This window comes from Maribacter corallii (assembly GCF_047345415.1).
GTDB lineage: Bacteria > Bacteroidota > Bacteroidia > Flavobacteriales > Flavobacteriaceae > Maribacter_C.
This window is the reverse complement of record NZ_JBLFEP010000001.1, coordinates 782358-809033: the sequence shown is the minus strand read 5'-3', so window position 1 is coordinate 809033 and position 26676 is coordinate 782358. Positions and strand designations below refer to the sequence as shown.

22 protein-coding genes are annotated in these 26676 nt (G+C 42.9%); 15 read left to right on the top strand and 7 right to left on the bottom strand.

Annotation, left to right across the window (positions count from 1 at the left end; translation table 11 throughout):
* Positions 1-54 precede the first annotated feature (54 nt).
* Positions 55-846 carry an NUDIX hydrolase gene (locus ACKWCA_RS03735; protein ID WP_413976794.1) on the bottom strand — a complete coding sequence of 264 codons (792 nt, stop codon included), beginning with the start codon at positions 844-846 and terminating at the stop codon, positions 55-57.
* A gap of 75 nt (positions 847-921) precedes the next feature.
* Between ACKWCA_RS03735 and ACKWCA_RS03730 the strand changes: the two genes are divergently transcribed.
* The 3 genes from ACKWCA_RS03730 (at position 922) to ACKWCA_RS03720 (ending at position 4859) form a co-directional block, all read left to right on the top strand.
* On the top strand, positions 922-2865 hold the full coding sequence (locus ACKWCA_RS03730; protein WP_413976793.1) for a glycoside hydrolase family 3 protein: 1944 nt from the start codon (positions 922-924) through the stop codon (positions 2863-2865).
* 137 nt (positions 2866-3002) lie between these two features.
* Complete coding sequence (locus ACKWCA_RS03725) at positions 3003-3767, top strand: exodeoxyribonuclease III (protein ID WP_413976792.1); 765 nt, start codon at positions 3003-3005, stop codon at positions 3765-3767.
* Between the two features lie 51 nt (positions 3768-3818).
* Entirely contained in the window at positions 3819-4859 is a 1041-nt protein-coding gene (locus tag ACKWCA_RS03720) for an aldo/keto reductase (RefSeq protein WP_413976791.1), read from the top strand.
* 104 nt (positions 4860-4963) lie between these two features.
* Here ACKWCA_RS03720 and radA read toward each other — a convergent pair whose 3' ends face one another.
* From radA to panC, 5 genes are all read right to left on the bottom strand, one after another.
* Positions 4964-6325: a DNA repair protein RadA gene (radA, locus tag ACKWCA_RS03715; RefSeq protein ID WP_413976790.1), complete on the bottom strand. Its 1362-nt coding sequence runs from the start codon at positions 6323-6325 to the stop codon at positions 4964-4966.
* Between the two features lie 115 nt (positions 6326-6440).
* A complete protein-coding gene (locus ACKWCA_RS03710; RefSeq protein ID WP_413976789.1) occupies positions 6441-7583 on the bottom strand; it encodes an alpha/beta hydrolase in 1143 nt (380 codons plus the stop codon).
* Positions 7584-7615: 32 nt separating this feature from the next.
* The gene (locus tag ACKWCA_RS03705) at positions 7616-8581 is read right to left on the bottom strand and encodes a lysylphosphatidylglycerol synthase transmembrane domain-containing protein (RefSeq protein WP_413976788.1); all 966 of its coding nucleotides are present in this window, start codon (positions 8579-8581) and stop codon (positions 7616-7618) included.
* A gap of 2 nt (positions 8582-8583) precedes the next feature.
* Entirely contained in the window at positions 8584-8934 is a 351-nt protein-coding gene (gene panD / locus ACKWCA_RS03700) for an aspartate 1-decarboxylase (RefSeq protein ID WP_138657260.1), read from the bottom strand.
* A 13-nt stretch (positions 8935-8947) separates the two neighbouring features.
* Positions 8948-9793 (bottom strand): pantoate--beta-alanine ligase, encoded by an 846-nt coding sequence (gene panC / locus ACKWCA_RS03695; RefSeq protein WP_413976787.1) that lies wholly within the window; start codon positions 9791-9793, stop codon positions 8948-8950.
* Positions 9794-9895: 102 nt separating this feature from the next.
* On the opposite strand from panC, the gene ACKWCA_RS03690 reads away from it, so the two are divergent.
* The 10 genes from ACKWCA_RS03690 (at position 9896) to ACKWCA_RS03645 (ending at position 23181) form a co-directional block, all read left to right on the top strand.
* Positions 9896-10705 (top strand): glycogen/starch synthase, encoded by an 810-nt coding sequence (locus ACKWCA_RS03690; RefSeq protein ID WP_413976786.1) that lies wholly within the window; start codon positions 9896-9898, stop codon positions 10703-10705.
* A gap of 5 nt (positions 10706-10710) precedes the next feature.
* Positions 10711-12588 (top strand): DUF4270 family protein, encoded by a 1878-nt coding sequence (locus ACKWCA_RS03685; RefSeq protein WP_413976785.1) that lies wholly within the window; start codon positions 10711-10713, stop codon positions 12586-12588.
* 177 nt (positions 12589-12765) lie between these two features.
* Complete coding sequence (gene glmS / locus ACKWCA_RS03680) at positions 12766-14613, top strand: glutamine--fructose-6-phosphate transaminase (isomerizing) (protein WP_413976784.1); 1848 nt, start codon at positions 12766-12768, stop codon at positions 14611-14613.
* A 209-nt stretch (positions 14614-14822) separates the two neighbouring features.
* The gene (locus ACKWCA_RS03675; RefSeq protein ID WP_413976783.1) at positions 14823-17627 is read left to right on the top strand and encodes a TonB-dependent receptor; all 2805 of its coding nucleotides are present in this window, start codon (positions 14823-14825) and stop codon (positions 17625-17627) included.
* Between the two features lie 22 nt (positions 17628-17649).
* The gene (locus ACKWCA_RS03670) at positions 17650-19287 is read left to right on the top strand and encodes an SGNH/GDSL hydrolase family protein (RefSeq protein ID WP_413976782.1); all 1638 of its coding nucleotides are present in this window, start codon (positions 17650-17652) and stop codon (positions 19285-19287) included.
* Positions 19288-19464: 177 nt separating this feature from the next.
* Positions 19465-20973 (top strand): F0F1 ATP synthase subunit beta, encoded by a 1509-nt coding sequence (atpD, locus tag ACKWCA_RS03665; RefSeq protein ID WP_413976781.1) that lies wholly within the window; start codon positions 19465-19467, stop codon positions 20971-20973.
* Between the two features lie 73 nt (positions 20974-21046).
* On the top strand, positions 21047-21322 hold the full coding sequence (locus ACKWCA_RS03660) for a F0F1 ATP synthase subunit epsilon (RefSeq protein ID WP_413976780.1): 276 nt from the start codon (positions 21047-21049) through the stop codon (positions 21320-21322).
* Positions 21323-21389: 67 nt separating this feature from the next.
* Positions 21390-21911 carry a hypothetical protein gene (locus tag ACKWCA_RS03655; RefSeq protein ID WP_413976779.1) on the top strand — a complete coding sequence of 174 codons (522 nt, stop codon included), beginning with the start codon at positions 21390-21392 and terminating at the stop codon, positions 21909-21911.
* 92 nt (positions 21912-22003) lie between these two features.
* Positions 22004-22609 (top strand): DUF3575 domain-containing protein, encoded by a 606-nt coding sequence (locus ACKWCA_RS03650; RefSeq protein WP_413976778.1) that lies wholly within the window; start codon positions 22004-22006, stop codon positions 22607-22609.
* An 11-nt stretch (positions 22610-22620) separates the two neighbouring features.
* On the top strand, positions 22621-23181 hold the full coding sequence (locus ACKWCA_RS03645) for a hypothetical protein (protein ID WP_413976777.1): 561 nt from the start codon (positions 22621-22623) through the stop codon (positions 23179-23181).
* Positions 23182-23255: 74 nt separating this feature from the next.
* Here the strand turns inward: ACKWCA_RS03645 and ACKWCA_RS03640 are convergent, their stop codons facing one another.
* Positions 23256-25064, bottom strand: coding sequence for a M61 family metallopeptidase (locus ACKWCA_RS03640; protein WP_413976776.1), 1809 nt, complete (start codon positions 25062-25064; stop codon positions 23256-23258).
* A 63-nt stretch (positions 25065-25127) separates the two neighbouring features.
* Between ACKWCA_RS03640 and ACKWCA_RS03635 the strand changes: the two genes are divergently transcribed.
* A complete protein-coding gene (locus ACKWCA_RS03635) occupies positions 25128-26288 on the top strand; it encodes an aminotransferase class I/II-fold pyridoxal phosphate-dependent enzyme (protein ID WP_413976775.1) in 1161 nt (386 codons plus the stop codon).
* A gap of 3 nt (positions 26289-26291) precedes the next feature.
* Complete coding sequence (locus ACKWCA_RS03630; RefSeq protein ID WP_413976774.1) at positions 26292-26675, top strand: putative signal transducing protein; 384 nt, start codon at positions 26292-26294, stop codon at positions 26673-26675.
* The last annotated feature ends 1 nt before the right edge of the window (position 26676 follow it).

Genomic DNA, 26676 nt, shown 5'->3' with positions numbered 1-26676 from the left:
CTTCCTAGGTTGAAGGAAACCTATTTTGTGAAACCCTAAGTTACAGGCCAGCATCTAAAAGGAGAAACCAATACCTTGCTTAATCAGTTTTTCGTATTTGATCATATCAAAACTGTATAGGTAGGGCGCTTTATTGGCCGCACCTGTCATTTGCTTTTCATGACGGTTTAAAAAATCAAGCTTGAGTAGTTTTCTTTGGAAATTACTTCGCTCCAAGGGTTTCTGCAAAATGGCCTCGTAGAGTTTTTGAAGGTCTTGCATCGTAAACTTATGCGGTAAAAGTGAAGCTCCAATGGGAAGATAGTTCAGGCGAATACGAAGATGTTCCAGTGCTTTTTGTACAATGTCATTGTGATCGAGGAGTAATGGGGGGGTGTCTTTTAAGGACTTCCACTCACATTTGGCGCTCAAAAAATCAGGTTTGGGACTTGTTTTTTCGATATCGACAAGGGCAAAATATCCCGTTGTAATGAATCTTTTGGTCAACCACGCTATGGTTTTGGCACTGAATACCTCTGATTTTTTGAAAAGATCCAGGCGCATGAATTGAGCGTTTTTATGTAACTCAGAGCGCGCGACACTACCGAAGGTGCGAAACTGGTTCAAATAGACAGATTTGAGACCTGTGCGTTCTATCAAAACCCTATTGGCCGCTTCATTCATGTCTTCGTCTTTTCTGATAAAGCCGCCGGGCAATGACCAGACCGGATGATGTTTCCATTGCAATAATAATATTTTGAGCTCTTGATGCTCATAACCAAAAATGACACAGTCAATAGAATTTCCGGCAAGGTACATGTTCAATTCTTCTTCGAATGATAGCATAGGGTCTTGAATCTTGGTCATGCGCAAATATAATCTTTATTGTATTTTTTTGACACAATATAATTTTTTTATACTATTGTGTCAAAATAATAAAATATGAAAAGGGGTTTAAAAATTGCCGGTAAGATTTTAGGAGTGCTTTTGGCGCTTTTGATTTTAACCTATTTCATTTTCTGGATCAAATGGAAAATACAGGCATCGTCCCATATGGATTTGGTCGGGGAAGAAGCTCCTGTCTTGTCTGACAATGGCAGACAATTTCGAGATTTGAACAAGAACGCAAAACTGGATGTTTATGAAAATAAACAAGCGGATATCGATGCGCGAATCGATGATTTGCTTACTCAGATGAACCTGGAAGAAAAAGCCGGCGCACTCTTCATACATATGGCGGTCATGGCCGATGGTGGTGAATTGAACACCGTGCCTTCGATTACCAATCCATTTTCATTACTTCTCGAAACCACCCCCGAACAGGTACTCAAAAAGAAGATGAACCACTTTAACATTATGATGACACCCTCGGCTTTAGAAACCGCTAGGTGGAACAACAATCTTCAAAAATTAGCGGAATGTACCCGTTTAGGGATTCCGGTTACGATTGCTACAGATCCCAGGCACGGGGCAGGTTTTGACGCGGGTACCAGCGTGGCCTCTAACTTTTACTCCCGTTGGCCCTCGCAACTGGGCATGGGTGCCACACGAGATTCTGCCCTAGTACGTGAATTCGGAGATATCGCCCGTCAAGAATATGCGGCCCTTGGTTTACGGTTGGCTCTCCACCCCATGGCAGACTTGGCTACGGAGCCGAGATGGGCCAGGGTCAACGGTTGTTTTAGTGAGGATGCGCACTTGGCTGCAAAGCTGACCGAAGCATATGTTCTGGGATTTCAGGGTGATAGCCTCTCGAGCACCAGCGTAGCGTGTATGACGAAGCATTTTTCAGGAGGTGGCCCCCAAGAAGATGGCTGGGACGCCCATTTCGCCTCCGGTAAAGGACAAGCTTATCCCGGTTCCAATTTTGATTACCATGTCATTCCGTTTACCGACGGTGCTCTTAAGGCTGGAACCGCTCAGATCATGCCCTACTACGGTATCCCGAACGGACAGACGAGCGAGGAAGTGGGTTTTGCCTTCAATAAAGAGATCATCACGGGACTCTTGCGTGATTCACTTCAATATAAAGGTGTTATCTGTACCGATTGGGGACTAGTAAGCGATATGCCCGTTAAAAAGGCATCTGCCTGGGGGGTCGAACAATTGTCCGAAAAAGAACGGGTCAAAAAAATATTGGATGCCGGTTGCGATATGCTTGGTGGCGAATCGCGACCAGACCTGATAATACAACTGGTTGAAGAGGGCTCCGTATCAGAAGCTCGATTGGATGAATCATTGCGACGTATCTTTCGGGACAAGTTCACACTCGGTCTTTTCGATAATCCGTACGTCGATACAGAGAAATTGGATATTGTCGGGAACTCGAATTTCGTTGAAAAGGGAAAGATGGCTCAAAGAAAGGCCTTGGTGCTGCTGAAAAACGATAACGATTTTCTTCCATTGTCTTCATCGACCAAAGTGTATGTAGAAGGAATGTCGGAAAACCTGGTAACGGCATATCCACAAATTGTTACTGATCTGTCCGATGCCGATGTCATCATAAAAAAACTTCAAACCCCATCTTCTCCTCCTGTAGGCGATGATTTATTGGAACGGTTCATTCCGCAAGGCAGACTTGATTTTCCAGAGGATGAAAAAGAAGATATTCTAAAACTGATTTCTTCCAAACCAACGGTCACGGTCTTAAAGATAGATCGCCCATCCGTAGTGCCTGATATCAATGCGGCCAGTAAGGCTGTGATTGCGGATTTCGATTGTGAAGATGAAATTATTCTAGAATTGATTTTCGGAAAATTCAAACCCACTGGAAAGCTTCCTATTGAAATACCATCTTCTATGGAAGCGGTTGAAAAACAATTAGAGGATGTGCCCTATGATTCGCAAGATCCATTATATGCTTTTGGACATGGATTGTCTTATTAATTTAATGGTCCACAAATTTTCCTCTAAAATGTAAGATGCCTATTTTCGACAAAAACTATCGCGGAATGTAAATTCCACGGTAATGGTATTTCAACAATGCCGAAACTCCCTATTTGTTGGGAACGAAAACGAAGTATATGAAAATTGTATCCTACAATGTAAACGGCATCCGTGCCGCCCTGAACAAAGGTTTTATCGAATGGTTGCAATCCGCAGATCCCGATGTAATTTGTCTACAGGAAATAAAGGCGATGGAAGAACAGTTGGATCTATCTATTTTTGAAGAGGCCGGATATGGCCATAACTACTGGTTCAGTGCCCAAAAAAAAGGATATAGCGGGGTAGCCATATTGGCCAAGAAAGCACCTGACCATGTCGAGGTGGGTACAGGAATCGACTATATGGATTTTGAAGGGAGAAACCTTAGAGCTGATTTTGGCGATGTTTCCGTGATGAGCATGTACTTGCCCTCGGGCACGAACATGGCCCGATTGGAGCACAAACTGACCTATATGGCCGATTTTCAGAAATATGCTGATGAGTTGAGGAAAACACACCCAAACTTGATCGTCTTGGGCGATTATAATATTTGCCATGAAGCCATCGATATCCATGACCCGGTACGGAATAAAAATGTTTCCGGCTTTCTGCCAGTAGAACGCGAATGGATCGGCAATTTTATCAAAAGTGGTTTTATAGACAGCTTTCGCTATTTTAATGAAGAACCGCATAATTATACGTGGTGGAGCTATCGTGCCAATGCTAGAAACAACAATAAAGGTTGGCGGCTCGATTATGGTATGGTTTCCGATTCATTGGAAGATCGGTTAAAAAGGGCCGTAATCCTATCGGAAGCGAAACATAGTGACCATTGTCCGATTCTAGTGGAAATAGATAGTTGATCCTTCACCTAATTACGTACTTTTGTCACACCAAAACCCTTTGAAATATCAATGATCTATAGCACCTTACCCCACACAGACATCGAAGTCAGTAAAATTTGCCTGGGTACAATGACTTGGGGCAATCAAAATACCGAAGTCGAGGGCCATGAGCAAATGGACTATGCCCTTGAAAACGGTGTCAACTTTTTCGATACGGCTGAACTATACTCGATTCCGGCGCACCCCGACCGTAAGTCAAATACGGAAAAGGTTATCGGTACTTGGTTCAAGAAAACAGGAAATCGAGATAAGATTATTTTGGCCAGTAAAATCGCGGGTAAGGCCGAATTCACAAAATTCATCAGAACCACCGGAATCAATAGGGATTCGATTATCGAAGCGGTAGAAGGTAGTTTACAACGGCTTCAAACCGATTACATCGATCTCTATCAAATACATTGGCCCGATCGAAACACCAATTATTTTGGACAACGCGGGTACAATCACGATACCCTTGATCACTGGGAAGACAACATCCATCAGATTTTGGAAACCTTTAGAGATCTGATACGTGAGGGGAAGATCAGACATGTAGGTATTTCCAATGAGACGCCCTGGGGAACCATGCGATTTTTGGAAGAGAGTAAGGTACATGCAAGTCTGCCCAGAATGATTACCATACAAAACCCCTACAACCTATTGAACCGTCAGTTTGAAGTTGGACTATCGGAAATCTCCTTACGTGAAAAAATAGGCCTATTGGCGTATTCTCCATTAGGTTTTGGGGTGTTAAGCGGTAAGTATCTCGGAGATAGAAGACCTGATGGTGCCCGAATTACATTGTTTCCTAATTACAAACGCTATAGTAGCGAAGTAGCGGTCAAAGCGACCCAAAAGTACTATGAGCTGGCACAACAAAATGATTTATCCCTAGCGCAAATGGCGTTGGCCTATGTCAATACGAGGCCCTTCCTGACCAGTAATATCATCGGGGCGACATCAATGAAACAATTGAAGGAAAATATGGCGAGTATCGATGTGAAATTGAGCGAAGAAGTACTTCAGGGCATCGAGGCGATTCACAATGAATTTCCCAACCCTTCACCTTAATAGAAAAACATGCATTTTTTAAAAGTGGGAATTTGGCAATTGGCCCTGATTGTTCTCGTGATCGCAGTTTTTATGGTCTTGGCGCGGATGTTCAATTCTAAAAGCTAGCCGAACAGACCGCTGACCACATCCTCTATTCGTGAAACGAGTTCGATGGCGATTTTTGGATTTTTTAGCCCTATTTTATTGTTTTTCGATACGTAAATCATCGTAAAACCAAGCTTTTCCGCCTCTAAAATGCGCTGATCGACCCGTTGAACAGGCCTAATTTCTCCTGCTAGGCCAACCTCTGCGGCAAAACAGACTCCTTTTTCAATCGGAATATCCGCATTGCTCGAAAGTATGGCTGCGATTACCGCTAGATCAATGGCAGGATCATCTACCGAAATACCACCTGTTATGTTCAGAAAGACATCCTTGGCCCCAAGTTTGAAACCAGCACGTTTTTCCAAGACCGCCAAAAGCATATTCAGCCGTTTGGCGTTATATCCGGTGGTCGATCGCTGAGGAGTACCGTACACTGCCGTACTGACGAGGGCCTGAATCTCGATCATCAACGGGCGCATACCTTCAACGGTTGAAGCGATGGCCGTACCACTAAGTCCTTCATCATTTTTTGAGATCAATATTTCAGAAGGATTGTTCACTTGACGCAAACCGCCACTTTGCATCTCGTAAATTCCCAGTTCGGCAGTAGAACCGAAACGGTTCTTTAACGCTCTTAAAATGCGATAGACATAATTGCGGTCCCCTTCAAATTGAAGTACGGTATCGACCATATGCTCCAAGATCTTTGGTCCGGCGATAGAGCCGTCTTTAGTAATATGTCCGATAAGAATGACAGGCGTGTTGGTTTCTTTCGCAAATTTGATCAGTTCTGCCGTGCATTCCCGGATTTGTGAAATGCTTCCGGCAGCCGATTCGATATAATCGGAATGTAGCGTCTGTATGGAATCGATGACGACGATGTCCGGCTCGGTCGCCTCGATTTGCTGAAAGATGTTCTGGGTCTTGGTCTCCGTCAAGATAAAGCAGGTTTCACTATTCGGATAAATACGCTCTGCCCGCATTTTGATTTGCTTTTGGCTTTCCTCTCCGGAAACATAGAGGGTTTTGTACGGAAGTTTCAGCGCTATTTGCAGCAGCAACGTACTTTTTCCGACACCGGGTTCCCCACCTAAAAGTACCAGTGCTCCGGGTACCAGACCTCCACCAAGTACACGATTGAATTCAAGGTCAAAGGTGTTAAGGCGCAATTCTTTGTCAACACTGATTTCGTTGACCAACAATGGTTTCGCTATCTTTTTTCTTGTATTTGATGGAGGTTTCCAACCAGATTTCTCTTCCTTTTGTACAACCTCTTCTACGACGGTATTCCATTCCTTACAAGCAGAACACTGCCCTACCCATTTGGCATATTGGGTGCCACAGTTTTGACAGAAAAAAGCTGTTTTTGTTTTAGCCATAACCTAATTACCGGTTCATGGCGAAGATAAAACATTACCTGATTTTTTGAGAGACTTTTTAAAATCAAAAGAGAGGCCGCTAAGCCTCTCCTTTTTTTGTTCTGTATAATGCCGGTTAGTACCCGAAATCGGCTTTCAACGCATCTATCTTTTCTAAGGCCATTTCTTTGGTCAAGAAATCGATTTCATCCATTCCAAAGGCCTTTTCGAAGGTTTTTAGTGCTTTTTTGGGCTCTCCCTTTTGCTCGTAATATTCAGCTTCGAAGTAAAAACCTAACATCGTACCGGGAAATTCCCTTTTGCACAGGTCGGATAATGGTTTTAACGATTCAAGGTCTTCCTTTTTCCGAATTCCGGCGTAGACGGCCATAAGGTCATTTAGTTCGACCTGTTTTTTGATGCCGAAAAGATCCTCGATATTGTTATACTTTTTCTGTAGATAATCGAACACGGGCTCCTCGGAGGTTAGCATCTGCGTCTTATACTCTTTTGGACTAATCGGTTTGAACATACCAAAGATATTATCAAAGGCCTTTCCGATGCCATAGGTAGCTATTGAGATATGGTCTGCACCTTCATACTCATCAAAATAGTAGTGCAATGATTCTTTATCAATAGCCTTGATGGCTTTGTCCATTTGCATGATTCGGGAAGTATACTTGCTTTTGTCGTTCTCAAGAATGAGCTGATAAAATATTTGTTTGTTGAACGCGCCCAGTCGCGCAGGAACCCTATTTTCCATTTCAGGGGCTAGGGTCGGGGAAATGCTAATGTAAGCGTTGAATAACGAGTTGTCCTTGAACAACCAGTAATTCTGAAAGTTTGCGGTAATATCGTACCCCACGATCATTTTAAATGGAGCTGTACTATAGTTCAAATCTAGATATGGAATCATTTCCATTCCAAGAAACTCAAAGAATTTTTTGCCTTTTTCGGTGGGGAGTCCACTCTCTTCTTCCCATTCACAATCGTCTAGTCGTATGCTTCGTTCATTCTGGTTGACCCCAACCACAATACTCTGTGGCATACCGTGAAACTGACTATAGAATTTTGCAGTGGCCACTACTTGATCGAACAGATACTCTCCGTCCAAAACAACGATTAAAGGATACTTTTTTTCTTCATCATAGTCTTCCGGAAAGTAATACCGAACATCTCGTCTTTCTTGAAGTTTGAACGATTCGAAAATTTCTTGGGTTACTTGGGCATTACTTATAAAACAGCAGCACAAGCCTATGAGTATCAGTAAAGGTCGCATATTCGATTTTTGGAATAGTCGAACGATTCCGACTATCTATTTCTGTTCAATAACGGTAATAACAGAAAAGATATTGCACCAAAAACCACGTTCATCAAGGTTTGTGCAATCCACATGATCCACCCAAAAGCATCGCCCGAAACGGTACTGATGCCAAATAGGGCCAAGGCCTTGCTGACAAGAATAGGAAAGAGACCAACACCGGCATTGGTTGTGGCCATTGCGAAAGCCCCGAAGACAAAAGCGACCATGATTTCACTCAAAGCGAGATCAGTGGTTTCCGGGACGGTGAATTTGATGACCCACATCATGGCGATATAGCACACCCAAATGAAAAGGGTATGAAAGACAAAAGCCCACTTGCGTCTCATTTTAAAAATGCTGAAAACGCCATCCATCAAACCTTTTACGAATCCTTTTATTTTCAAGGCGATTTTCGAATTCGATTTTCTTATGAAAACGATGAATATGACAAACCCCGCAATGCCTGCCGCCAATAACAGAAAAATACCGTTTAGGTTGAATCCCCGCTGCTCGAAGAAGTCGATGATGATATCCGTTTGTAGCAATAAGGTAATGGTGATGATTACCAAAAGCATGAATACGTCGACAATTCTTTCGGTTACGATAGTTCCGAAACCTTTTTCGAAGGGAACACCTTCATAGGTGCTCAAGGCAGTAGCTCTAAGAAACTCACCTGTTCTCGGAATACCGAGATTGGCCAAGTAGGCCATAAATATCATGAGAACGTTATTGATTAATCTCGGTTTGTATCCTAGGGGTTCCAAGAGATAATTCCACCGAATGGCCCTAGATATATGGCCGAGTAGACCGATCAATAGCGAAATAGCGATCCAGAAGAGGTCGGCTTCTTTGATGTAATACAGTATTTTTTCACGATCCGCCGGGGCCGTAGAATGATACCAGTACCAAACCAAAAAAACTCCCAAGGCGATTGGGAGTATTGTCTTCAAGGTCTTTTTTATGTTGATATTCAAAATTAGTTCAACAGATTGTTCTCTTCGTTAGGAAATACCAGTGATGGGTTGAAGGTTTTGGCCTTTTCAATGTCCATTCGCGCATAGGTTATCAGAATGAGAATGTCACCAACGGCAACCCTTCTCGAAGCGGCCCCGTTCAAGGTGATTTCGCCACTGCCCCTAGGACCGGGTATGGCATAGGTCTCTAATCGCTCCCCATTGTTGTTGTTCACAATCTGGACTTTTTCACCCTGTATGATATTGGCTGCATCCATCAAATCCTCGTCAATGGTGATGCTACCGATGTAATTAAGGTCGGCTCCGGTCACTTTAACTCGGTGAATCTTTGATTTTACTACTTCAATTTGCATGGTACAAAGTTAATTAATTGAGGGCGATATTGTCTATTAGTCGTACATCTTTCGCATATACGGCGATGAAACCCCTATATTTTTTATTTCGTCGTTTTCTTTGAACGGGTCTTAACTTTTCGATATCCGAGATCATGAAATATTCAAGTTCCAAATCAGGATGTTCTTCGAACTGTCGTTCCACCCATTCCGTAACCACTTGAGCACTTTTCGTGCCAAATCGAGCTTTGGCAGAACAGAGGGTTTTGTAGATAAAGGAAGCTTCTTCTCTAAGTTCGCTCGAAAGGCGTTCGTTTCTAGAACTCATGGCCAGCCCCGAAGGTTCCCTGACAATTGGGCAGCCTATAATTGCGACAGGGATGTTCTTGAGGACGACCAATTTCTTGATGATCTGCAATTGTTGAAAATCCTTTTCCCCAAAATAGGCCCGTGCAGGTTGTACTAAGGTCAGTAGTTTTTCAACGATGGTGCCCACTCCTTCAAAATGTCCCTCTCGAAAGGCGCCTTCCATTACAGTATCAAGACCACCGAAGTCGAAAGATTCCGACTCGATTTCGCTACCGTAGATCTCCTTGGCCTGAGGCGCGAAAATAATGAGGTTTTCCGAGACTTCCCCCAAAAGCTTTCGGTCCGCATCAAGGGTATCCGGATACTTGTCCAGATCTTCTTTGTTATCGAATTGCGTGGGGTTCACAAAAATGGTCACCACCACGGTATCATTTTCAGATAGCGCCTTTTTGACCAATGAAATATGGCCTTGGTGTAATGCGCCCATCGTAGGGACTAGGCCCAAACTTCCATTTTCCTTGGCTATCAAAAGGGGACTTTGAAGTTCTTTCTTTGTTTTGATTAATGACATCGAACTGATTTAAAAGCTAGCAAACTTACTATAATTACGACTAATCTCTATAATTTTCGTAGTTTTGCAGCTACGCTCATATTTCACATAAATTGCAGCTTTATGAATGGTAAAAAGATATTGTTTGTATCTTCTGAATTAGTGCCCTACCTACCGGAAAACGAAGTTTCCTTAATGTCTTATGAAACACCTCGAATGGTCAACAGCAATGGTGGTCAGATACGGATATTCATGCCTAGATATGGCAATATCAATGAGCGCAGGCATCAATTGCACGAGGTAATTCGGCTTTCGGGTATGAATCTGGTCATCAATGACATGGATATGCCATTGATCATCAAGGTAGCATCCATCCCTCGAGAGCGTATACAGGTATATTTCATTGATAATGATGAATATTTCAAACGAAAATCCACTTTTACGGATGCCGAGGGCAAGCTATTTCCCGATAATGACCAGCGTGCCATATTCTTTGCGAAAGGGGTGGTTGAAACCGTTAAAAAACTCAATTGGTCACCCGATATCATTCATGTACATGGTTGGATGGCCTCTTTGCTACCTTTGTATTTGAAAAAATACTATGCCGATGAGCCTTTGTTCGGAGACAGTAAGATCGTGACTTCCGTTTACGGAAAAGCCTTCGAAGGTGAGCTCGATAAAGAAATGATCAAAAAAGTGGCCTTTGATGGTGTCGATGAAAATGAAATCGCCCCATTAGCGGATCCCAACTATAATAATTTGTTAAAAGTAGCGGTAGATTTTTCAGATGCCGTTATTTTAGCCTCGGAAGATATTCCAGACGATTTACAAAACCATATTTCCAACCTTGAAAAACCCGTGTTACCGTATGTTTCTTTGCAGGAATTTGAAGAAGCTTATGCCAATTTTTACAACACTGAAGTTTTAAAATAATCTACATGAATTTTTTGAATAGGATAAAATTTCCTGCTCTAGCAGGAATTTTGCTTGTTTTGGCGTTTATTTCCTGTGAACAGGAGTTGACTACCATTGGGTCCGAAGTTGTTGGTAGCGAGCCCTTTGTTATCGGAAAACAAGAGTATGACGTATTTGCTTTCAATAAGAAGGTAGAAGCAGTTCAAACGAACAAGTTGCCCGTATACCAGCTAGGTACTTTTGAAGATCCTGTATACGGAAATATTGAAGCACGAATCACTTCCCAATTGATTTTGCCGCCAGGGAACGTGCAGTTTGGCAATTTTTCACAACAAAATGAAGATTTAGGCGCAGACGATAACAACCCTACAAGGATACAGGAAAATGAAAGTTTAAAAGAAGTGATTCTTTACATTCCGTATCTTACCAAGCCTACGGCACTTCAAGACCGTGATTTGGATGGAGTAGATGATACCTTTGATGTGGACCCTTCAGACCCAAATAGCGATTCTGATGGAGATGGCCTTACCGATAATGAGGAAAAAGCAAGAGGAACCGACCCCTTGAACAATGATACTGATGGCGACGGTGTCGATGATGATCTGGACGACGACAATATGAATGCCAGCTTTGCCAAAAAAATCGATTTGGATAGTATTTATGGCGACCGTTCAAAGCCGTTCAACTTGAAGGTGGAGCGTTCAACTTTCTTTTTGAGGGATTTAGATCCTAACTCGAACTTTCAAGAATCACAGGAATATTTCTCCAACCAGCGTTTTTCGCCTGACTTTACCACCCGTTCATTATTGCCGGACGAAGCTGTGTCGGTACCGGTGACGATAGATGAATTCGAGATTCTTCTCCCTAATGAAGATGATCCCGATACTACCGATGTCGATGAATCAGAGACCTTCGATAAGCTGAACCCTGGTATACGCATAGCACTGGACACTGCCTTTTTTTCCGAAAATATCCTAAAAAAGGAAGGAGGTCTCGAGTTATTGAGCCAGGCAAACTTTAATGAGTTCTTAAGGGGAATTCACCTGTCTATAGAACCGAATGCAGAAAGCAACCACTACCTTCTTCTTGATCTAAGACAGGCCACCGTGAGTTTGACGTATGAATACGATAGAGTAGATACCAACGGAACCCAGTTGGATAGGGACGATGATGAAATAGTGAAGGCTGAAAGCACGTTTACGATGAACTTGCTACAAGGGGATACGTCGGGTAATGTCATCGGCAATGCGGTCAACACCTTTATCAAGGATGACTTGCCCTTGGAAATAACCAATAGCTTGGATGTTGTTGAAAATGCAGCACGAATATACCTCAAGGGTGCCGGAACTACGTATGCCGAAATCAATTTATTCGACGAAGTCAATGGAAGGGATGTCATCAATGAAATCAAGGCGAATAAGTGGATTATCAATGAGGCCAGTCTGGTGTTTTATGTAGATCGTGAAACGCTTGATGCCGCCGGAGGGAACTTTGAACCCCCAAGACTATATCTCTATAATGCTGAAACCAATCAACCTTTGTTCGATGACAGGTTAGACCAATTAGATCAGTCGAATACATTAGCAAGTTATCCGCTTTACGATGGTCTTTTAGAATTGGGTTCAAATGATACTGGCATTAAATACAGTGTAGGGATTACAAGTCATATCAATAATTTGATTGTTAGGGATTCTACAAATGCAACCTTAGGGCTAACGATTACCCCTGACATACGTACGACGGGTGCGGTCAATGCGATGCTGCCCAATAATTTGGAAAAGGATTTACCGGTTATTTCGACAATTAGCCCCTTGGGAACGGTGCTTTTCGGTAGCGAGGAAGTCGCAGGTAAAGAAGACATGAAGCTCAAGCTGGAAATAGCCTATACCGAGCCCAATTGATTAAATAGTGCAAAGAAATCAGTTCAGGTAGTTTTTTTGCCGACTGTATTAAACTTACCTTACTTATATACCACTTACGTTTTTTTTTCGTTGTACCACTATAATATGTGTCAGCTTTGTGATGCATATCCTAAGTTTGACTAAATTTGGATTCACCCCAATAATGAAATTTAATTTATGTGCGGAATTGTTGGATATATAGGGCACAGAGATGCCTATCCTATTATCATAAAAGGTTTACAAAGACTTGAATATCGTGGATACGACAGTGCAGGTGTTGCTATATTTGACGGTAATACAATAAATCTTTCCAAGACAAAGGGAAAAGTAGAAGATCTCAAGAAAAAATCCGAAAGTACCATTTCGGTCGAAGGTAGTTTGGGTATAGGACATACGAGATGGGCTACCCATGGTGTTCCCAATGATGTGAACTCCCACCCCCATTATTCGAATTCGGGCGATTTGGTTATTATCCATAACGGAATCATAGAGAATTACGAGGCCATTAAAAAGGAGCTGACCAAACGAGGTTATACCTTTCACTCGGATACTGATACAGAGGTTTTGGTCAATCTCATAGAAGAGGTGCAAAAAACCGAAGATGTGAAATTGGGCAAAGCGGTTCAAATCGCATTGAATCAAGTAGTCGGCGCCTATGCAATCGCGGTATTCGATAAGAAAAAGCCAGATGAAATCGTTGTGGCAAAATTAGGTAGCCCTTTGGCTATAGGTGTGGGAGAGAATGAATTCTTTATTGCCTCCGATGCCTCTCCGTTTATCGAATTCACAAATAATGCCGTGTATTTGGAAGATGAAGAAATGGCCATAGTCAGGCTAGGGAAAGAAATCAAATTGAGAAAAATCAAGGATGATGCGATAGCCTATCCGAATATTTTGGAGCTTCAAATGAATTTGGAGGAAATTGAAAAAGGAGGATACGACCACTTTATGCTCAAGGAAATATATGAACAGCCTCGGGCCATTATGGATACCTACCGTGGGCGTCTGCGGGTCGATCAAGGACTTGTGAAAATGGCCGGTATCGACGAGCACCTTGAAAAGTTTATGAATGCCGATCGAATAATCATTGTGGCTTGCGGTACCTCATGGCATGCTGGCTTGGTAGCAGAATACATTTTTGAAGACTTGGCCCGTATTCCGGTTGAAGTGGAGTACGCTTCTGAATTTAGGTATCGGAATCCAGTGATAACCGATAAGGATGTGTTGATAGCGATTTCCCAGTCGGGGGAGACGGCTGATACGTTGGCCGCTATAAAATTGGCCAAGCAAAACGGAGCTTTTGTTTTTGGAGTGTGCAATGTTGTAGGATCGTCCATAGCACGTGAGACCCATGCAGGGGCATATACCCATGCGGGCCCTGAAATAGGGGTGGCGTCTACCAAAGCATTTACGACCCAGATTACGGTACTGACCCTGATCGCTCTGAAACTGGCTAAGGAAAAGGGTAAATTTTCAGAATCGAAGTTCCATGAGTACCTGACGGAATTGGAGACCATCCCCTCCAAAGTGGAGAAGGCCTTGGAATCGAATCCGCTGATCGAGATTATTTCGGACGTGTACAAAGACTCTACAAACTGCTTATATTTAGGTAGAGGATACAATTTTCCTGTAGCTTTGGAAGGAGCTTTGAAGTTAAAGGAGATTAGCTACATTCATGCAGAGGGCTATCCGGCAGCGGAAATGAAGCATGGGCCTATCGCTTTGATCGACGAGCAAATGCCCGTTTTCGTAATAGCCACTAGAAAAGGACATTATGAAAAGGTAGTCAGTAATATTCAAGAAATAAAATCCCGTAAAGGAAAGATCATAGCCATTGTGACGGAAGGCGATGAACAGGTCAACGAACTTGCTGACCATGTTATTGAGGTTCCTGAAACCTTTGAGAGCCTTACGCCTTTGCTAACTACAATTCCATTACAACTACTGTCTTATCACATTGCCGTAATGCGAGGATGTAATGTCGATCAACCGCGTAATCTGGCAAAGTCGGTTACGGTGGAATAACAATAATAAAGAATTTTCTTTCAAAGGGCCTCGATTTTTTTTCGTGGCCCTTTTTCGTGTTTTTGAGGATTATACATTTTTGGGTAGGCGTTTTTATGAAAAATATACTATGCATGCATAATTTTTTTCATTTTATGATTAACAAGCTAAAAAAATCGGTATCTTGCCGGTGACTTAGTAACTATCTTAACTCAAACTCACATTTAAACATGAAAACAATACTGTCTACAGCATTGCTATTGTTCGCGTTTTCAGGTATTTCGCAAACAGTGGTAAATGGAAAAGTTGTTGACCAGAACAATGAACCTATCCCTGGGGCCAATGTAGTAATTGTTGGTAAGGCGATTGGAACGACTTCCGATTTTGACGGAAATTTCAGACTGGAAACAACTGAGGAACCCCCTTTTCGGATACGTATCACGAGTATCGGTTATACCGATGCAACTGAAGATGTCACGGCGAACAATCAGAATTTTACGATAGTCGTTTCCGAAACACAGACGTTTTTGGATGAGGTTGTCATATCCGCATCACGAACTCCCGAGCGGATTTTCGAATCTCCGGTAACGGTTGAAAGATTCGGCCTCAATGAAATAAAGAACACGGCCTCGGCCGATTTTTACGATGGCCTTGAAAACTTGAAAGGCGTTGACGTAAACACTAATAGTTTAACCTTTAAATCGGTCAATACAAGAGGCTTTGCTTCATTTGCCAATACCCGTTTTATGCAACTGGTCGATGGGATGGATAATTCGACCCCTGCATTGAACTTCCCCATAGGAAACTTAGTCGGGATGGTCGAAACCGATGTCTTGAGCGTTGAACTACTTCCAGGTGCCTCATCCGCACTATACGGGGCAAATGCCTTTAATGGTATTTTATTCATGCGCAGTAAAAGTCCTTTTGATTATCAAGGAATCAGCGCATCCGTTAAGAGGGGTATGACTTCCCAAGCTGCTGCAGGTGATAATTCCTATACCGATGTTGGGGTACGCGCTGCGCATAAGTTTAGTGATAAGTTCGCTGTAAAGGTAAATTTTGGTTACCTACGAGGTACGGATTGGGCGGCGAACAATATCGAGGGAAAAGATGAGAACAATTTTGGTGTATTTGGAAGAACCAGGGAAAACGATTTGAATTATGATGGAGTGAATGTGTATGGTGATGAGGTTTCTACTGACATCAAAGGCGTGGCCGTGACCTTGGAAGGACTGGGAATTTTACCGGCAGGTGCAAATGCTTTGGTTCCATCAGTAGAGGTGAGTAGAACCGGATATAACGAAAGTGACCTAACCGACTACAATGCGGAAAGTATCAAAGCAGATTGGGGCTTGTATTATAGACCAATTACAGATAACAGCCTCGAACTGTCCTACGTCGGAAAAGTGGGTACCGGAACAACAATTTATCAAGGTACGAACAGATACTATATCGATAACTTCTTTCAACAGCAGCACAAATTGGAAGTTCGCCACGACAACTTTTTTCTAAGGGGTTATGTCGTTGCCGACAAGGCCGGTGATTCGTATGATATGGTTTTTACTGGGATTAACATCAATAGGGCTTGGAAAGATGATAATACGTGGTTTGGAGAGTATGTAGGGGCCTATGTACAGACTACTTTGGGCGGTGGAACGAACGAACAAGCACATGCTGCAGGTAGGGCTACGGCCGAGACAGGTCGTTTTGAACCCGGATCTCCTGAATTTATATCTGCTTTTAATAGGAGTATAAACGACCCCGATCTTTCTACAGGGTCCAAGTTTCAGGATGCTTCCAAATACTACCATGCAGATGGGAACTACAATTTCAGTCACTTAACGGATTTTGCTGACATTCAAATAGGTGGCTCGTTCAGGCAGTATAGTCTAAACTCATCAGGCACCATTTATACCGATTTAGACGGCCCTATTAACTATTCGGAATTTGGTGTTTATTCTCAAATTCAGAAGGCGTTTGATTTGAACGAAAAGATGAACTTGAAGCTTACAGGGTCTATGCGATATGATAAATCGGAATTTTTTGATGGCTTCTTATCCCCAAGATTATCTGCAGGTTTGACGGTAAATAGAAACCATAACATTAGGGCTTCGGTACAAACTGGATTCCGAAACCCGACAACACAAGACCTGTTTATAGGTTTAGATGCGGGCCGCGCTATTTTAGTAGGGTCGGCCCCGGAAAACTTGGATAGGTATTCGAGGACTTTCACCGATGTCAGTGGTGGAGGCCAAGCTTTGGGTCAGCCAGCATCCATTACACAAACTGGAGCAGTTGCTTATAACAATTCATATACTCGTAGGTCTGTTGAAACTTTAGGCGAAACTGGTAATCCAGCGGATTTGGAAATCGCCAATCCTGATTTGGTAAAACCTGAACAAGTAACTTCTTTTGAGGTCGGTTACCGAGGTAAGATAGAAAAGCTGAGTATCGATTTTAGCACGTATTACAATCAGTATAAAGACTTCATTTCTCAAGAAGTGGTGATAGCGCCCTACTATGGAGCAGTAGGAGATGGTGCCTTGTCGGTCGCTGCTATAGGCAATGGAGACTTTCAAGCTTATAGTGCGTACACCAACTCTGAGGCGGATGTTAGTTCTTATGGAGCTTCGCTAGGGTTGAACATGAAGGTTTTTGGAAATTTTGACTTAGGGGGTAGCTATACGTTCACGAAACTTGAGTTTGATCGCGAAGCAAACCCTGATGTAATGCTAAATTTCAATACGCCCGAGCATAAGTTCAAAGCAAATTTTGGTAATGCCGAACTGTTCAAAAATTTCGGATTTAACGTGGCATATCGATTTAGTGATGACTACTTCTGGGAAGCCACTTTCGGGGAGGGTGTCGTTCCGGAATTCCATACCCTTGACGCACAATTGAATCTTCGCGTACCAAGTATCAAGTCCAGCTTCAAAGTTGGTGGCACCAATATATTAGGTACCGAGTATTTCACTGCTTTTGGTACAGGCCTCATCGGGTCAATGTACTATGTATCTTGGACAATCAACAACTAAAATTAAATTGAACATGAAAATCATGAAAATAAAATATATAGGGTTGGTCACTTTAGTCTTGACCTTTGTTGCATGTAACGAACCCGAAGATGTGGATCTGGGTCCAGCAGCTACTATGGTAGAAGTAGAACTGCCGGAACTCACAGCCGGTTCGGCCGATTTTTCAAATTATGTTTCCTTGGGAAATTCCCTAACGGCCGGTTTTACGGACGGGGCTTTGTTCATAGCGGCTCAAGAAAACTCTTTGCCAAATATCCTTTCGACCAAGTTCGCCATGATCGGTGGCGGAGATTTTACTCAGCCCTTGACCAATGATAATTTTGGAGGATTGGCTGCAGGGGGTGACAGAATACAAAATCCAAGACTTGTCTTTGGAGGTGCTGGTCCTGTAGGTCTTGAAACCGTTATAGGTCCGGTAACGGTAACCACTGACATTGCATTAAATAACCCTTCCGGCCCTTTTAATAATCTTGGCGTGCCAGGAGCAAAGAGTTTTCATTTGTTGGCGCCCGGATATGGTAACTTAGGTAATGTTTCCCTAGGTCTGGCGAACCCGTTTTTCGTCAGAATGACCGGTACGACGCCAGATGCAAGTGTCTTGGATTTGGCCGTTGGTCAATCCCCTACGTTTTTCTCCTTGTGGATCGGCAACAATGATGTATTGGGTTACGCAACTACAGGTGGTGACGAAACCAATCCGCTTACGCCGGTATCAGGTGTTCCCGGGGTCGGATTTGATGGCAGTTATGGTGCTTTGATCGCCACGTTGACCGCAGGAGGCGCCCAGGGTGTTGTAGCCAACATTCCCAATGTGACCAGTATCCCACATTTTACAACTGTACCCCACAACCCTCTAGACCCTTCCAATCCTGATTTTGGACCGCTGATTCCTACCTTGAACGGAATTTTCGGGCAGTTGAATCAAGTGTTCGCCTTTTTAGGTGTGCCGGAACGTTCAATCGAATTTACGAACGCCGCAGCGAATGAAGTAGTCATACGCGATGAGACCTTAACGGACCTGTCTGCTCAAATCGCGGGAGTGTTGGCTGCCAGTCCTACGTTTCCAGCCTTTGTAGAATCGTTTGGTTTGCCTGCGCAAGCTGCACCTTTAGTAGCAGGCTTGCTTGGAAACACCTATGGACAGACAAGAGAGGCTACCGCTGATGATCTATTCGTCTTGCCTAGTTCTTCGATTATCGGTGAGGTTAATACCGACGCTGTCGCTGCTTTGGTGGCGCAAGGGTTATCTCAAGAATTGGCCGGACAGTTTGCAGTAGAGGGGATCACCTTGCCTTTAGAAGACAAATGGGTGCTTTTGCCAAGTGAACAAGAAGAGATCGCCACCGCAACGGAAGCGTTTAATACGATTATAGCCGCCACGGCAAGTCAAGCCGGTTTGGCTCTTGTAGACGCTAATGCCTTGCTAAATGATTTAGCAAATGGTGGACTTACCAGTGGTGAGTTTACGCTCACCTCCAACTTGGTCACCGGTAGTGCGTTCTCTCTCGATGGAATTCACCCGACTGCCAGAGGTTATGCGTTGCTGGCCAATGAATTCATGAAAGCGATCGATGCGACTTATGGTTCTAATTTTGAGGCCTCAGGTAATATGGTAAATGTGGGTGATTACCCGACCAATTACTCGCCTGCCCTGCAATAGGATACAGGTTTGGACAAAGAATGAAAAAGGTGCTACTTCAGCACCTTTTTTCTTTTGCAAAAAACCAAAAAAGTAGTTTTCAATGTAAAGGTAAAAGGCTATCTTTGCAGCCTGAAATTCAGGCGTATTTATGCCATTTCTATATAAAAAAGAGTCTTAATATATAAAACGTACGTAATGTCAAAAGTTACAGGTAAAGTTTCTCAGATTATCGGCCCGGTAGTCGATGTTGAATTCCAATCAGGGGATGAGCTTCCAAGAATCTATGATTCATTGGAAATAGCGAAAGCCGATGGTTCTAAATTGGTATTGGAAGTGCAATCACATGTAGGTGAAAATACAGTGCGAACGATTTCCATGGATTCTACCGATGGTTTAAGCAGGGGAACAGATGTTGTTGCAACTGGTGCGGCCATACAAATGCCGATTGGAGATGACGTTTACGGACGTTTATTCAATGTAATCGGAGATGCGATCGACGGATTGGGAGATTTACCCAAAGCCGGTAAGGATGGGCTTCCCATTCACCGTGAAGCTCCTAAATTTGAAGATTTATCTACCTCTACTGAGGTTCTTTTTACAGGAATCAAGGTAATTGACCTTATCGAGCCATACGCAAAAGGTGGTAAAATCGGTCTCTTCGGTGGTGCAGGTGTAGGTAAGACCGTACTCATTCAAGAATTGATCAATAACATTGCCAAAGGACATGGTGGACTTTCGGTCTTTGCCGGAGTTGGTGAGCGAACCAGGGAAGGAAACGATTTGCTGCGTGAGATGTTGGAATCGGGCATTATCAAGTACGGTGACGATTTCTTACATTCCATGGAAGATGGCGGATGGGATTTATCCAAAGTCGATAAAAAAGCGATGAAAGAGTCGAAAGCGACTTTCGTTTTCGGTCAGATGAACGAACCTCCCGGAGCTCGTGCTCGGGTGGCCCTCTCAGGATTGACCATTGCAGAGTATTTCCGTGATGGAGCAGGTGAAGGCCAAGGAAAGGATGTACTTTTCTTTGTTGATAATATCTTCCGTTTTACGCAAGCAGGTTCTGAGGTATCCGCCTTATTGGGTCGTATGCCATCAGCGGTAGGGTATCAGCCTACGCTTGCGACTGAAATGGGAGCGATGCAAGAACGTATTACCTCTACCAAAAGAGGTTCTATTACCTCGGTACAGGCGGTATACGTACCAGCGGATGACTTGACGGATCCGGCGCCAGCAACTACTTTCGCCCACTTGGATGCCACTACCGTACTTTCACGTAAAATTGCGGAATTGGGAATCTACCCTGCGGTAGATCCATTGGATTCTACATCAAGGATTTTAACAGCCGAAATATTAGGTAAAGACCATTACGATTGTGCACAACGTGTAAAAGAGCTATTACAGCGCTATAAAGAGCTACAGGATATTATCGCCATTCTCGGTATGGAAGAACTGTCCGAGGAAGATAAATTGGCCGTAGGTCGTGCGAGACGCGTACAGCGTTTCCTTTCACAGCCTTTCCATGTAGCAGAACAGTTTACAGGTATCCCAGGAGTTTTGGTTGATATTAAGGAAACGATCAAAGGGTTCAATATGATAATGGATGGCGAATTGGATCACCTTCCAGAATCTGCTTTCAACCTTAAGGGAACCATAGAGGAAGCAATAGAAGCAGGTGAGAAAATGCTTGCCGAAGCATAAATCTAGTAGGCAGCAAGCAGTCGCGGTTTTCTGTACTGCCGACTGAATACTGTGTACTGCAAACTGATAACGTATGTATTTAGAAATCGTATCGCCCGAAGCTACTTTGTTTGCTGGAGAAGTGAAGTCGATAACCGTACCGGGAATCAACGGTGAGTTTCAGATGTTGAAAGATCACGCTCCGATAGTTTCCTTGCTTCAAGAGGGCAAAGTCAAAATAGATGGGGATATTTCTATTGAAGAGGATTATGAAAGCCGATTTTCCAAGGAAGACGGAAAAACCATTTTGGCCATCAATAGCGGTACCATCGAGATGAAAGACAATAAGATTATCGTTCTAGCGGATTAAGCCAGAATATCAAATGAAAAGCTAGCCATACAATAATTTGTATGGCTTTTTTCGTTTTAAATAATAGATGAAGAGCCGAAAATTGATCATTTCAGAGGGGAACAGACCTTTATGGCAATTGATAATTGCTTCCGTACACTATACGGCAATAATTTGCTTGGCATTCTTTTTTGTTACCGGATGGGAATTTACCACAGAGACCAAAGCGATTAAAAGGAATTTTCATCTGCTTCAGGCAATCATACTTCTCTTACCCAGTGCCTTGGCTTTTTCTATGGTCAAAGACCTACTTTTTGACTTGGAAAACAAGAAGTACAAGATTCAGCACCGCGTTGGACCCCTAAAGTTTGGCACATGGAAAAAATTACCAAAAATAGAATATGTTTCCGTATTCAGGCAACCCAAGCAAGACGGAGAATTTGTTTTTGAGGCCAATCTATGGTACTCCAAGAACAAGCATTTCAATGTGTACGAAAGTGACACTAGACCACCTGCATGGGAAATGGGACACTACATTGCAAAAGCATTAAAGGTAAAGCTGCTAGATGCTACTGATCCACACAATTTCACCTGGGCAACACCAGACTAATGTTATGAAAAGGTTATGAAATAGAGTTGAGGAAGGGTTTTTTCTTTGCTAGTTGTCATTCTTACGACTGAAAGAAGTTTAAATACCATTTGATGACCGAACCAAAAAATCCCATTTCCGTTTTCGTACTCTTTTTACTTGTATTTATAATACACCACTCTTTCCTTGCCCAAGATGAGAACTCCCCGCCACTTTATCGCAATCAAATTTCTACCAATCTGATGCTGCCGATTTTCGAGAGCTTTGATGTGAATTACGAACGCACTATTGCTAATAAGTGGGCAATCGGAATCGCAGGGGCCGTTTATGGAGATCGTATACAAGAGTTAAGTACCGAAGGCACCTATAATAATAAGTATGATACCAATTACGAAGTGATGCCTTTTGTTCGGGTGTATTTCCAAGGCGCGCAGAACAAAAGTCATTTTTTGGAACTTTTTGGGTCGTTAAGTCAGGTGACCGAATCGGGCCGATTTGAGCGGAATACGAATTCGGAAGGCTTTGGGGTATATGAACGCGGTGAAGTCGATTATACAGCTGGTGGACTAGGGTTTGGCTATGGATATCGGTTTTTATTTCTCGATAACCGGTTGGTACTAGAGGCGCAATTTGGTGTTCGTACCAACTTCAACCCCAATTTTATCATCCTAAATGGAACACTGGTCCGTACCGGAATCAAAGTAGGATATCGATTTTAAACAGTAGAAAGATGAAGAGAATAACTTTTATAGTACTTACGCTACTTTTGATAGCAATGGTTTCATGCTATAGAGACGATGACTCCAATAGGTATATATCCCTAGCTATTCAAGATGCGGTGATTTTCGAGAACAATCAAAACTACACTTTGAGGGATACTATTTATGTAGAGTTAAATTTTGATCGGTATCTCGATGAGGAGGGGTATCCCAATAAACTGGATATCTTCGAAAGTTCCGGAGCGGAAAGCTTTCGTTATGATTTCGGATTAAATAGGGACTCTGATATAGCGGAGGGATTTCGACCTGTGGAAATCTCCCCAGAGTTTCTCCTTGCAGAAAAGGGAACGGCCGACAGATTTGGCTCCGCCACTGCACAACTGAACCCCGAGCGAACGCGATATGAATCAAGAATTGGGATTATACTGGCCGAGGAGGGTACCTTTGAACTGGATTTTACATTTATCAACTTGTACAGCACCGCGTATCTTGAGGATAAGGTGGAAATTGAAATTCTTCATAATTTTTCAAGTACCCCACCCAATTTTCAGTTTACAGTGTCTGCTGAGTAAGGTGTTTTTTAGGGAAAAACCAAATCTATTTGATTACCAAAACATAAGAGAAGAGCGATTTTCATACGTTATGACTATTGGGTTTTAAGCCAATTTTTTCGCATTCGCAATACTGCTTTTGAAGGTGTTACACCCTCTTTTTCATTCAAAAAGATGGCATATTCCGGATTCTTGGCCAAAATCAAACTTGTGGATTTTTTCTTCCCATACCTTTCGAAGGTAATATCCAGGGTATCGGCTATTTTAAGAGGTTCAAGATAGCTGTCAAAAGATTTATCCGCTGTAATAGGGATGTCATTGATGGCGATGATCATATCCCCCTTGTTCAAACCCGCTTTATAGGCCGGGCTACCCATCTTGATATTTCCGCTTATGACAGCTCGGTTTTTGTCATTATAGGTCACCCGAAATCCTGAATAAGGGGTTCCCGATTTTTGCTTCAAGCTTACACCGACCGATTGTAAGAGGGACTGGTAATCGGGCATTTTGCTCTGGTAGATAAAGGAATTGAAGAAAGCATTCCCAAACTCTTCACCTGCATAAGAGTTTAATAGTTCTTGAAGGTCTTTGATTTGATAGGGCTTTTCGTTTTTTCCGTAAGACTGCCAAACCAACTTCATGTAGTCGTCCAAGTTCAACCCATTTTTACGAAGCGATAAATCCAAAGCCAAGCCTAGTACGCTCCCATAGGAATAATAAGAGATGAAGGTGTTTGTCCGATTGACAGGGTCAACAGCGGTCGCGGCATCCACAAAAGGGGCCTGATAACTCATTTCAATAGGGTTGAAGAACTGTCGCGCCGGAGAGTTCCAAACATAATTGAAAGTCCCCGTTAACCCCTCGACATATTTTTCGGCGCTGATAAGTCCGGCCCTACATAAGATCAGATTGGTGTAATAGCTGGTAAACCCTTCGGCAAACCACAAGGCTCCGCTCATATTGGCTTCCTCGAAATCAAAGGGCTCCAATGATTTTGGGCGGATGCGTTCAACATTCCAAGCATGAAAAAATTCATGCGATACCGTTCCGATATTGCGATCCATTCCCCCGGCGGCCAAACTTCTCGTGCTGGTCAAAACAGTCGAGTTACGATGTTCCATACCATCGCCCGAGGCATTGGGAATATAACAGGCCAGAAATGTGTAGGTGTCGAAATCGAAATTAGGAAGTTCTGCGAATACCGCTTTTTCTTCCAGAACGACCTTTTTTACTTTTTCAAAATAGGTGTCCGTTTCGGCCTGTGAACCATTATGATGTAGAGCCAACTGTACCAGCTGTTTCTTTCCGTTGGAATCAACTTCGAATTCACGTAGATCATAATTACTTATTTCGGTGGGAGAATCCATAAAATATTGAAGATTCGGGGCAAAATAGGTCGTACCGGAAACTAAAGGGAGCTGCGTGGCCACTTTCCAGTTCAAGTCTTCGCGTACCTTGAAATCCACTTCTACTTTTCGATTAGAAAGGTCGGGTGCGTACATAAAAGTAGCGGGAATATTAAGATGTGCATGGGTTTCATCTACTTGTGAATAGGTGCCATCACCTCGATTTGCAAAGAGCGTATAGCTTACTTTTACGGAGCCATCATGACCTACAATTTGCCATGCATACGGATTTGGCCTTAGAACCCTTAATGGCTGCCCTAGGCTATTTGTAGCCTTGAAATTATAGACGTTCTTGGCAAATTCGTGTAACGCATAGCGACCTGGGGAAGTTCTGCTCATTCGAACGGTCAACGTATCGGTTTCGATATCAGGGAAAACAGCTTCAACTTCGGCCTCATGGTGAACGGCATTTTCAAAGGATATTTCGTAGGAGTTGGTTTGAGCATGAATGTTACTGCTGAGAACCAAAAGAGTTAAAATGATGAAGAAAGATTTCATAATGAGGAGAGTTTGATAAAACGAATATAAACAAATAACTACTGGATATGCTACATTTGTAGCATGCCTAATTTGCCCAAAAAACTAGAACAAAAGCTCTTAGAAAGAGCCAAGACCAATGCGCTGAGAACGTTGCCTGAACCCAAAAACCAAATTGACTTTTCAAGCAATGATTATTTAGGTTTTGGAACCAATGAGGACATCTATGCCAATACCTTTCAATATCTTTTGGGAAAGGGCATTTCGCATAATGGAGCGACAGGGTCTCGATTGATTTCGGGCAATCATTCACTGTATTCGGATTTAGAAAATTACTTGGCTACGTTTCATCAGGTAGAGCGAGCCTTGGTCTTTAACTCGGGGTATGATGTGAATATCGGGTTCTTCAGTGCCGTTCCCCAACGCGGGGATCTCGTTTTCTACGATGAGTTGATTCATGCAAGTATCCGTGATGGAATTCAAATGGGCCATGCCAAAAGCTGTAAGTTCGATCATAATGACATAGAAGACTTGAAGGCCGCCATTGAACGTAATCAAAGTACAGCCGGGGCCGATGCGGATATTTATGTTGTAACCGAATCCGTTTTTTCAATGGACGGGGATTCCCCAAATTTAGAGGCACTTGCGGACTATTGCTCGAAAAATGCATATTATTTGGTGGTCGATGAGGCCCATGCCGTTGGTGTTTTCGGAAGAAAGGGTACCGGATTGGTGCAGCAATTGAAAATTCAAGAACAGGTTTTTGCCCGTATCGTGACATTCGGAAAGGCGCTGGGTTCACATGGTGCTGCAGTTTTAGGGAGTGGTGCCTTAATCGATTATTTGCTGAACTTTGCAAGAAGTTTTATCTATACAACAGGACTTCCTCCCCATACCATAGCGACGATTTTTTCAGCGTATACCTTTCTGGGTATTTCTAATGGTCTCGAACAACAAAAGGCGCTAAAAGAGAATATTACTTATTTTAACTCGAAAATTGAAAAGCTGGGACTACGGTCGATTTTCATTTCAAGCAATTCGGCAATTCAGAGTTGTGTGATTTCAGGAAACGATGAAGTAAAATCCATTGCGAAACGACTGTCCGATGATGGGTTTGACGTAAAGGCCATTCTTTCACCGACTGTACCTGAGGGAAAAGAAAGGCTCCGATTCTGTCTTCACAGTTTTAATACAAAGGAAGAGATCGGGTTTATGTTGCAATTATTGAAGAACCACTTGTATTAGTTTATGGAAGAAAAGTTTTTTACCGTTGCTGCATTTGAATTTCCAGCTGATGTGCAAATTGTTCGCGGAAAATTGGAATCTGAAGGCATACCTGTGTTTTTGAAAGATGAGAATACCCTAAATTCAGATCCTGTCATCAGCGATGCCATAGGTGGCGTAAAATTACAGGTGTATACCAAAGACAAAGATCGGGCCTTGCAAATCTATAATGAGATAAGAGCCTACGCCGTTGGGGATGATGGCGAACCAATAATATGCCCAAATTGCAAAGCGCAAAGGTCGGAAGCGTACTATGAGCGCAAAGGACTATTTTATAAACTTTTTCCATTTTTTGAAAAGCGAAAGTACAAATGCTTAAATTGTGGAATCATTACAAAACCCGAATAGT

Bases quoted from the DNA above. Each gene is read 5' to 3' on its own strand.
- ACKWCA_RS03730 (WP_413976793.1), top strand. From the start codon at position 922: ATGAAAAGGGGTTTAAAAATTGCCGGTAAGATTTTAGGAGTGCTTTTG.
- ACKWCA_RS03650 (WP_413976778.1), top strand. From the start codon at position 22,004: ATGACCGAACCAAAAAATCCCATTTCCGTTTTCGTACTCTTTTTACTT.
- ACKWCA_RS03720 (WP_413976791.1), top strand. From the start codon at position 3,819: ATGATCTATAGCACCTTACCCCACACAGACATCGAAGTCAGTAAAATT.
- ACKWCA_RS03630 (WP_413976774.1), top strand. From the start codon at position 26,292: ATGGAAGAAAAGTTTTTTACCGTTGCTGCATTTGAATTTCCAGCTGAT.
- ACKWCA_RS03640 (WP_413976776.1), bottom strand. From the start codon at position 25,064: ATGAAATCTTTCTTCATCATTTTAACTCTTTTGGTTCTCAGCAGTAAC.
- ACKWCA_RS03660 (WP_413976780.1), top strand. From the start codon at position 21,047: ATGTATTTAGAAATCGTATCGCCCGAAGCTACTTTGTTTGCTGGAGAA.
- ACKWCA_RS03690 (WP_413976786.1), top strand. From the start codon at position 9,896: ATGAATGGTAAAAAGATATTGTTTGTATCTTCTGAATTAGTGCCCTAC.
- panC (WP_413976787.1), bottom strand. From the start codon at position 9,793: ATGTCATTAATCAAAACAAAGAAAGAACTTCAAAGTCCCCTTTTGATA.
- ACKWCA_RS03725 (WP_413976792.1), top strand. From the start codon at position 3,003: ATGAAAATTGTATCCTACAATGTAAACGGCATCCGTGCCGCCCTGAAC.
- ACKWCA_RS03645 (WP_413976777.1), top strand. From the start codon at position 22,621: ATGAAGAGAATAACTTTTATAGTACTTACGCTACTTTTGATAGCAATG.
- ACKWCA_RS03670 (WP_413976782.1), top strand. From the start codon at position 17,650: ATGAAAATAAAATATATAGGGTTGGTCACTTTAGTCTTGACCTTTGTT.
- glmS (WP_413976784.1), top strand. From the start codon at position 12,766: ATGTGCGGAATTGTTGGATATATAGGGCACAGAGATGCCTATCCTATT.
- ACKWCA_RS03735 (WP_413976794.1), bottom strand. From the start codon at position 846: ATGACCAAGATTCAAGACCCTATGCTATCATTCGAAGAAGAATTGAAC.
- ACKWCA_RS03685 (WP_413976785.1), top strand. From the start codon at position 10,711: ATGAATTTTTTGAATAGGATAAAATTTCCTGCTCTAGCAGGAATTTTG.
- ACKWCA_RS03655 (WP_413976779.1), top strand. From the start codon at position 21,390: ATGAAGAGCCGAAAATTGATCATTTCAGAGGGGAACAGACCTTTATGG.
- ACKWCA_RS03710 (WP_413976789.1), bottom strand. From the start codon at position 7,583: ATGCGACCTTTACTGATACTCATAGGCTTGTGCTGCTGTTTTATAAGT.
- radA (WP_413976790.1), bottom strand. From the start codon at position 6,325: ATGGCTAAAACAAAAACAGCTTTTTTCTGTCAAAACTGTGGCACCCAA.
- panD (WP_138657260.1), bottom strand. From the start codon at position 8,934: ATGCAAATTGAAGTAGTAAAATCAAAGATTCACCGAGTTAAAGTGACC.
- ACKWCA_RS03675 (WP_413976783.1), top strand. From the start codon at position 14,823: ATGAAAACAATACTGTCTACAGCATTGCTATTGTTCGCGTTTTCAGGT.
- atpD (WP_413976781.1), top strand. From the start codon at position 19,465: ATGTCAAAAGTTACAGGTAAAGTTTCTCAGATTATCGGCCCGGTAGTC.
- ACKWCA_RS03635 (WP_413976775.1), top strand. From the start codon at position 25,128: ATGCCTAATTTGCCCAAAAAACTAGAACAAAAGCTCTTAGAAAGAGCC.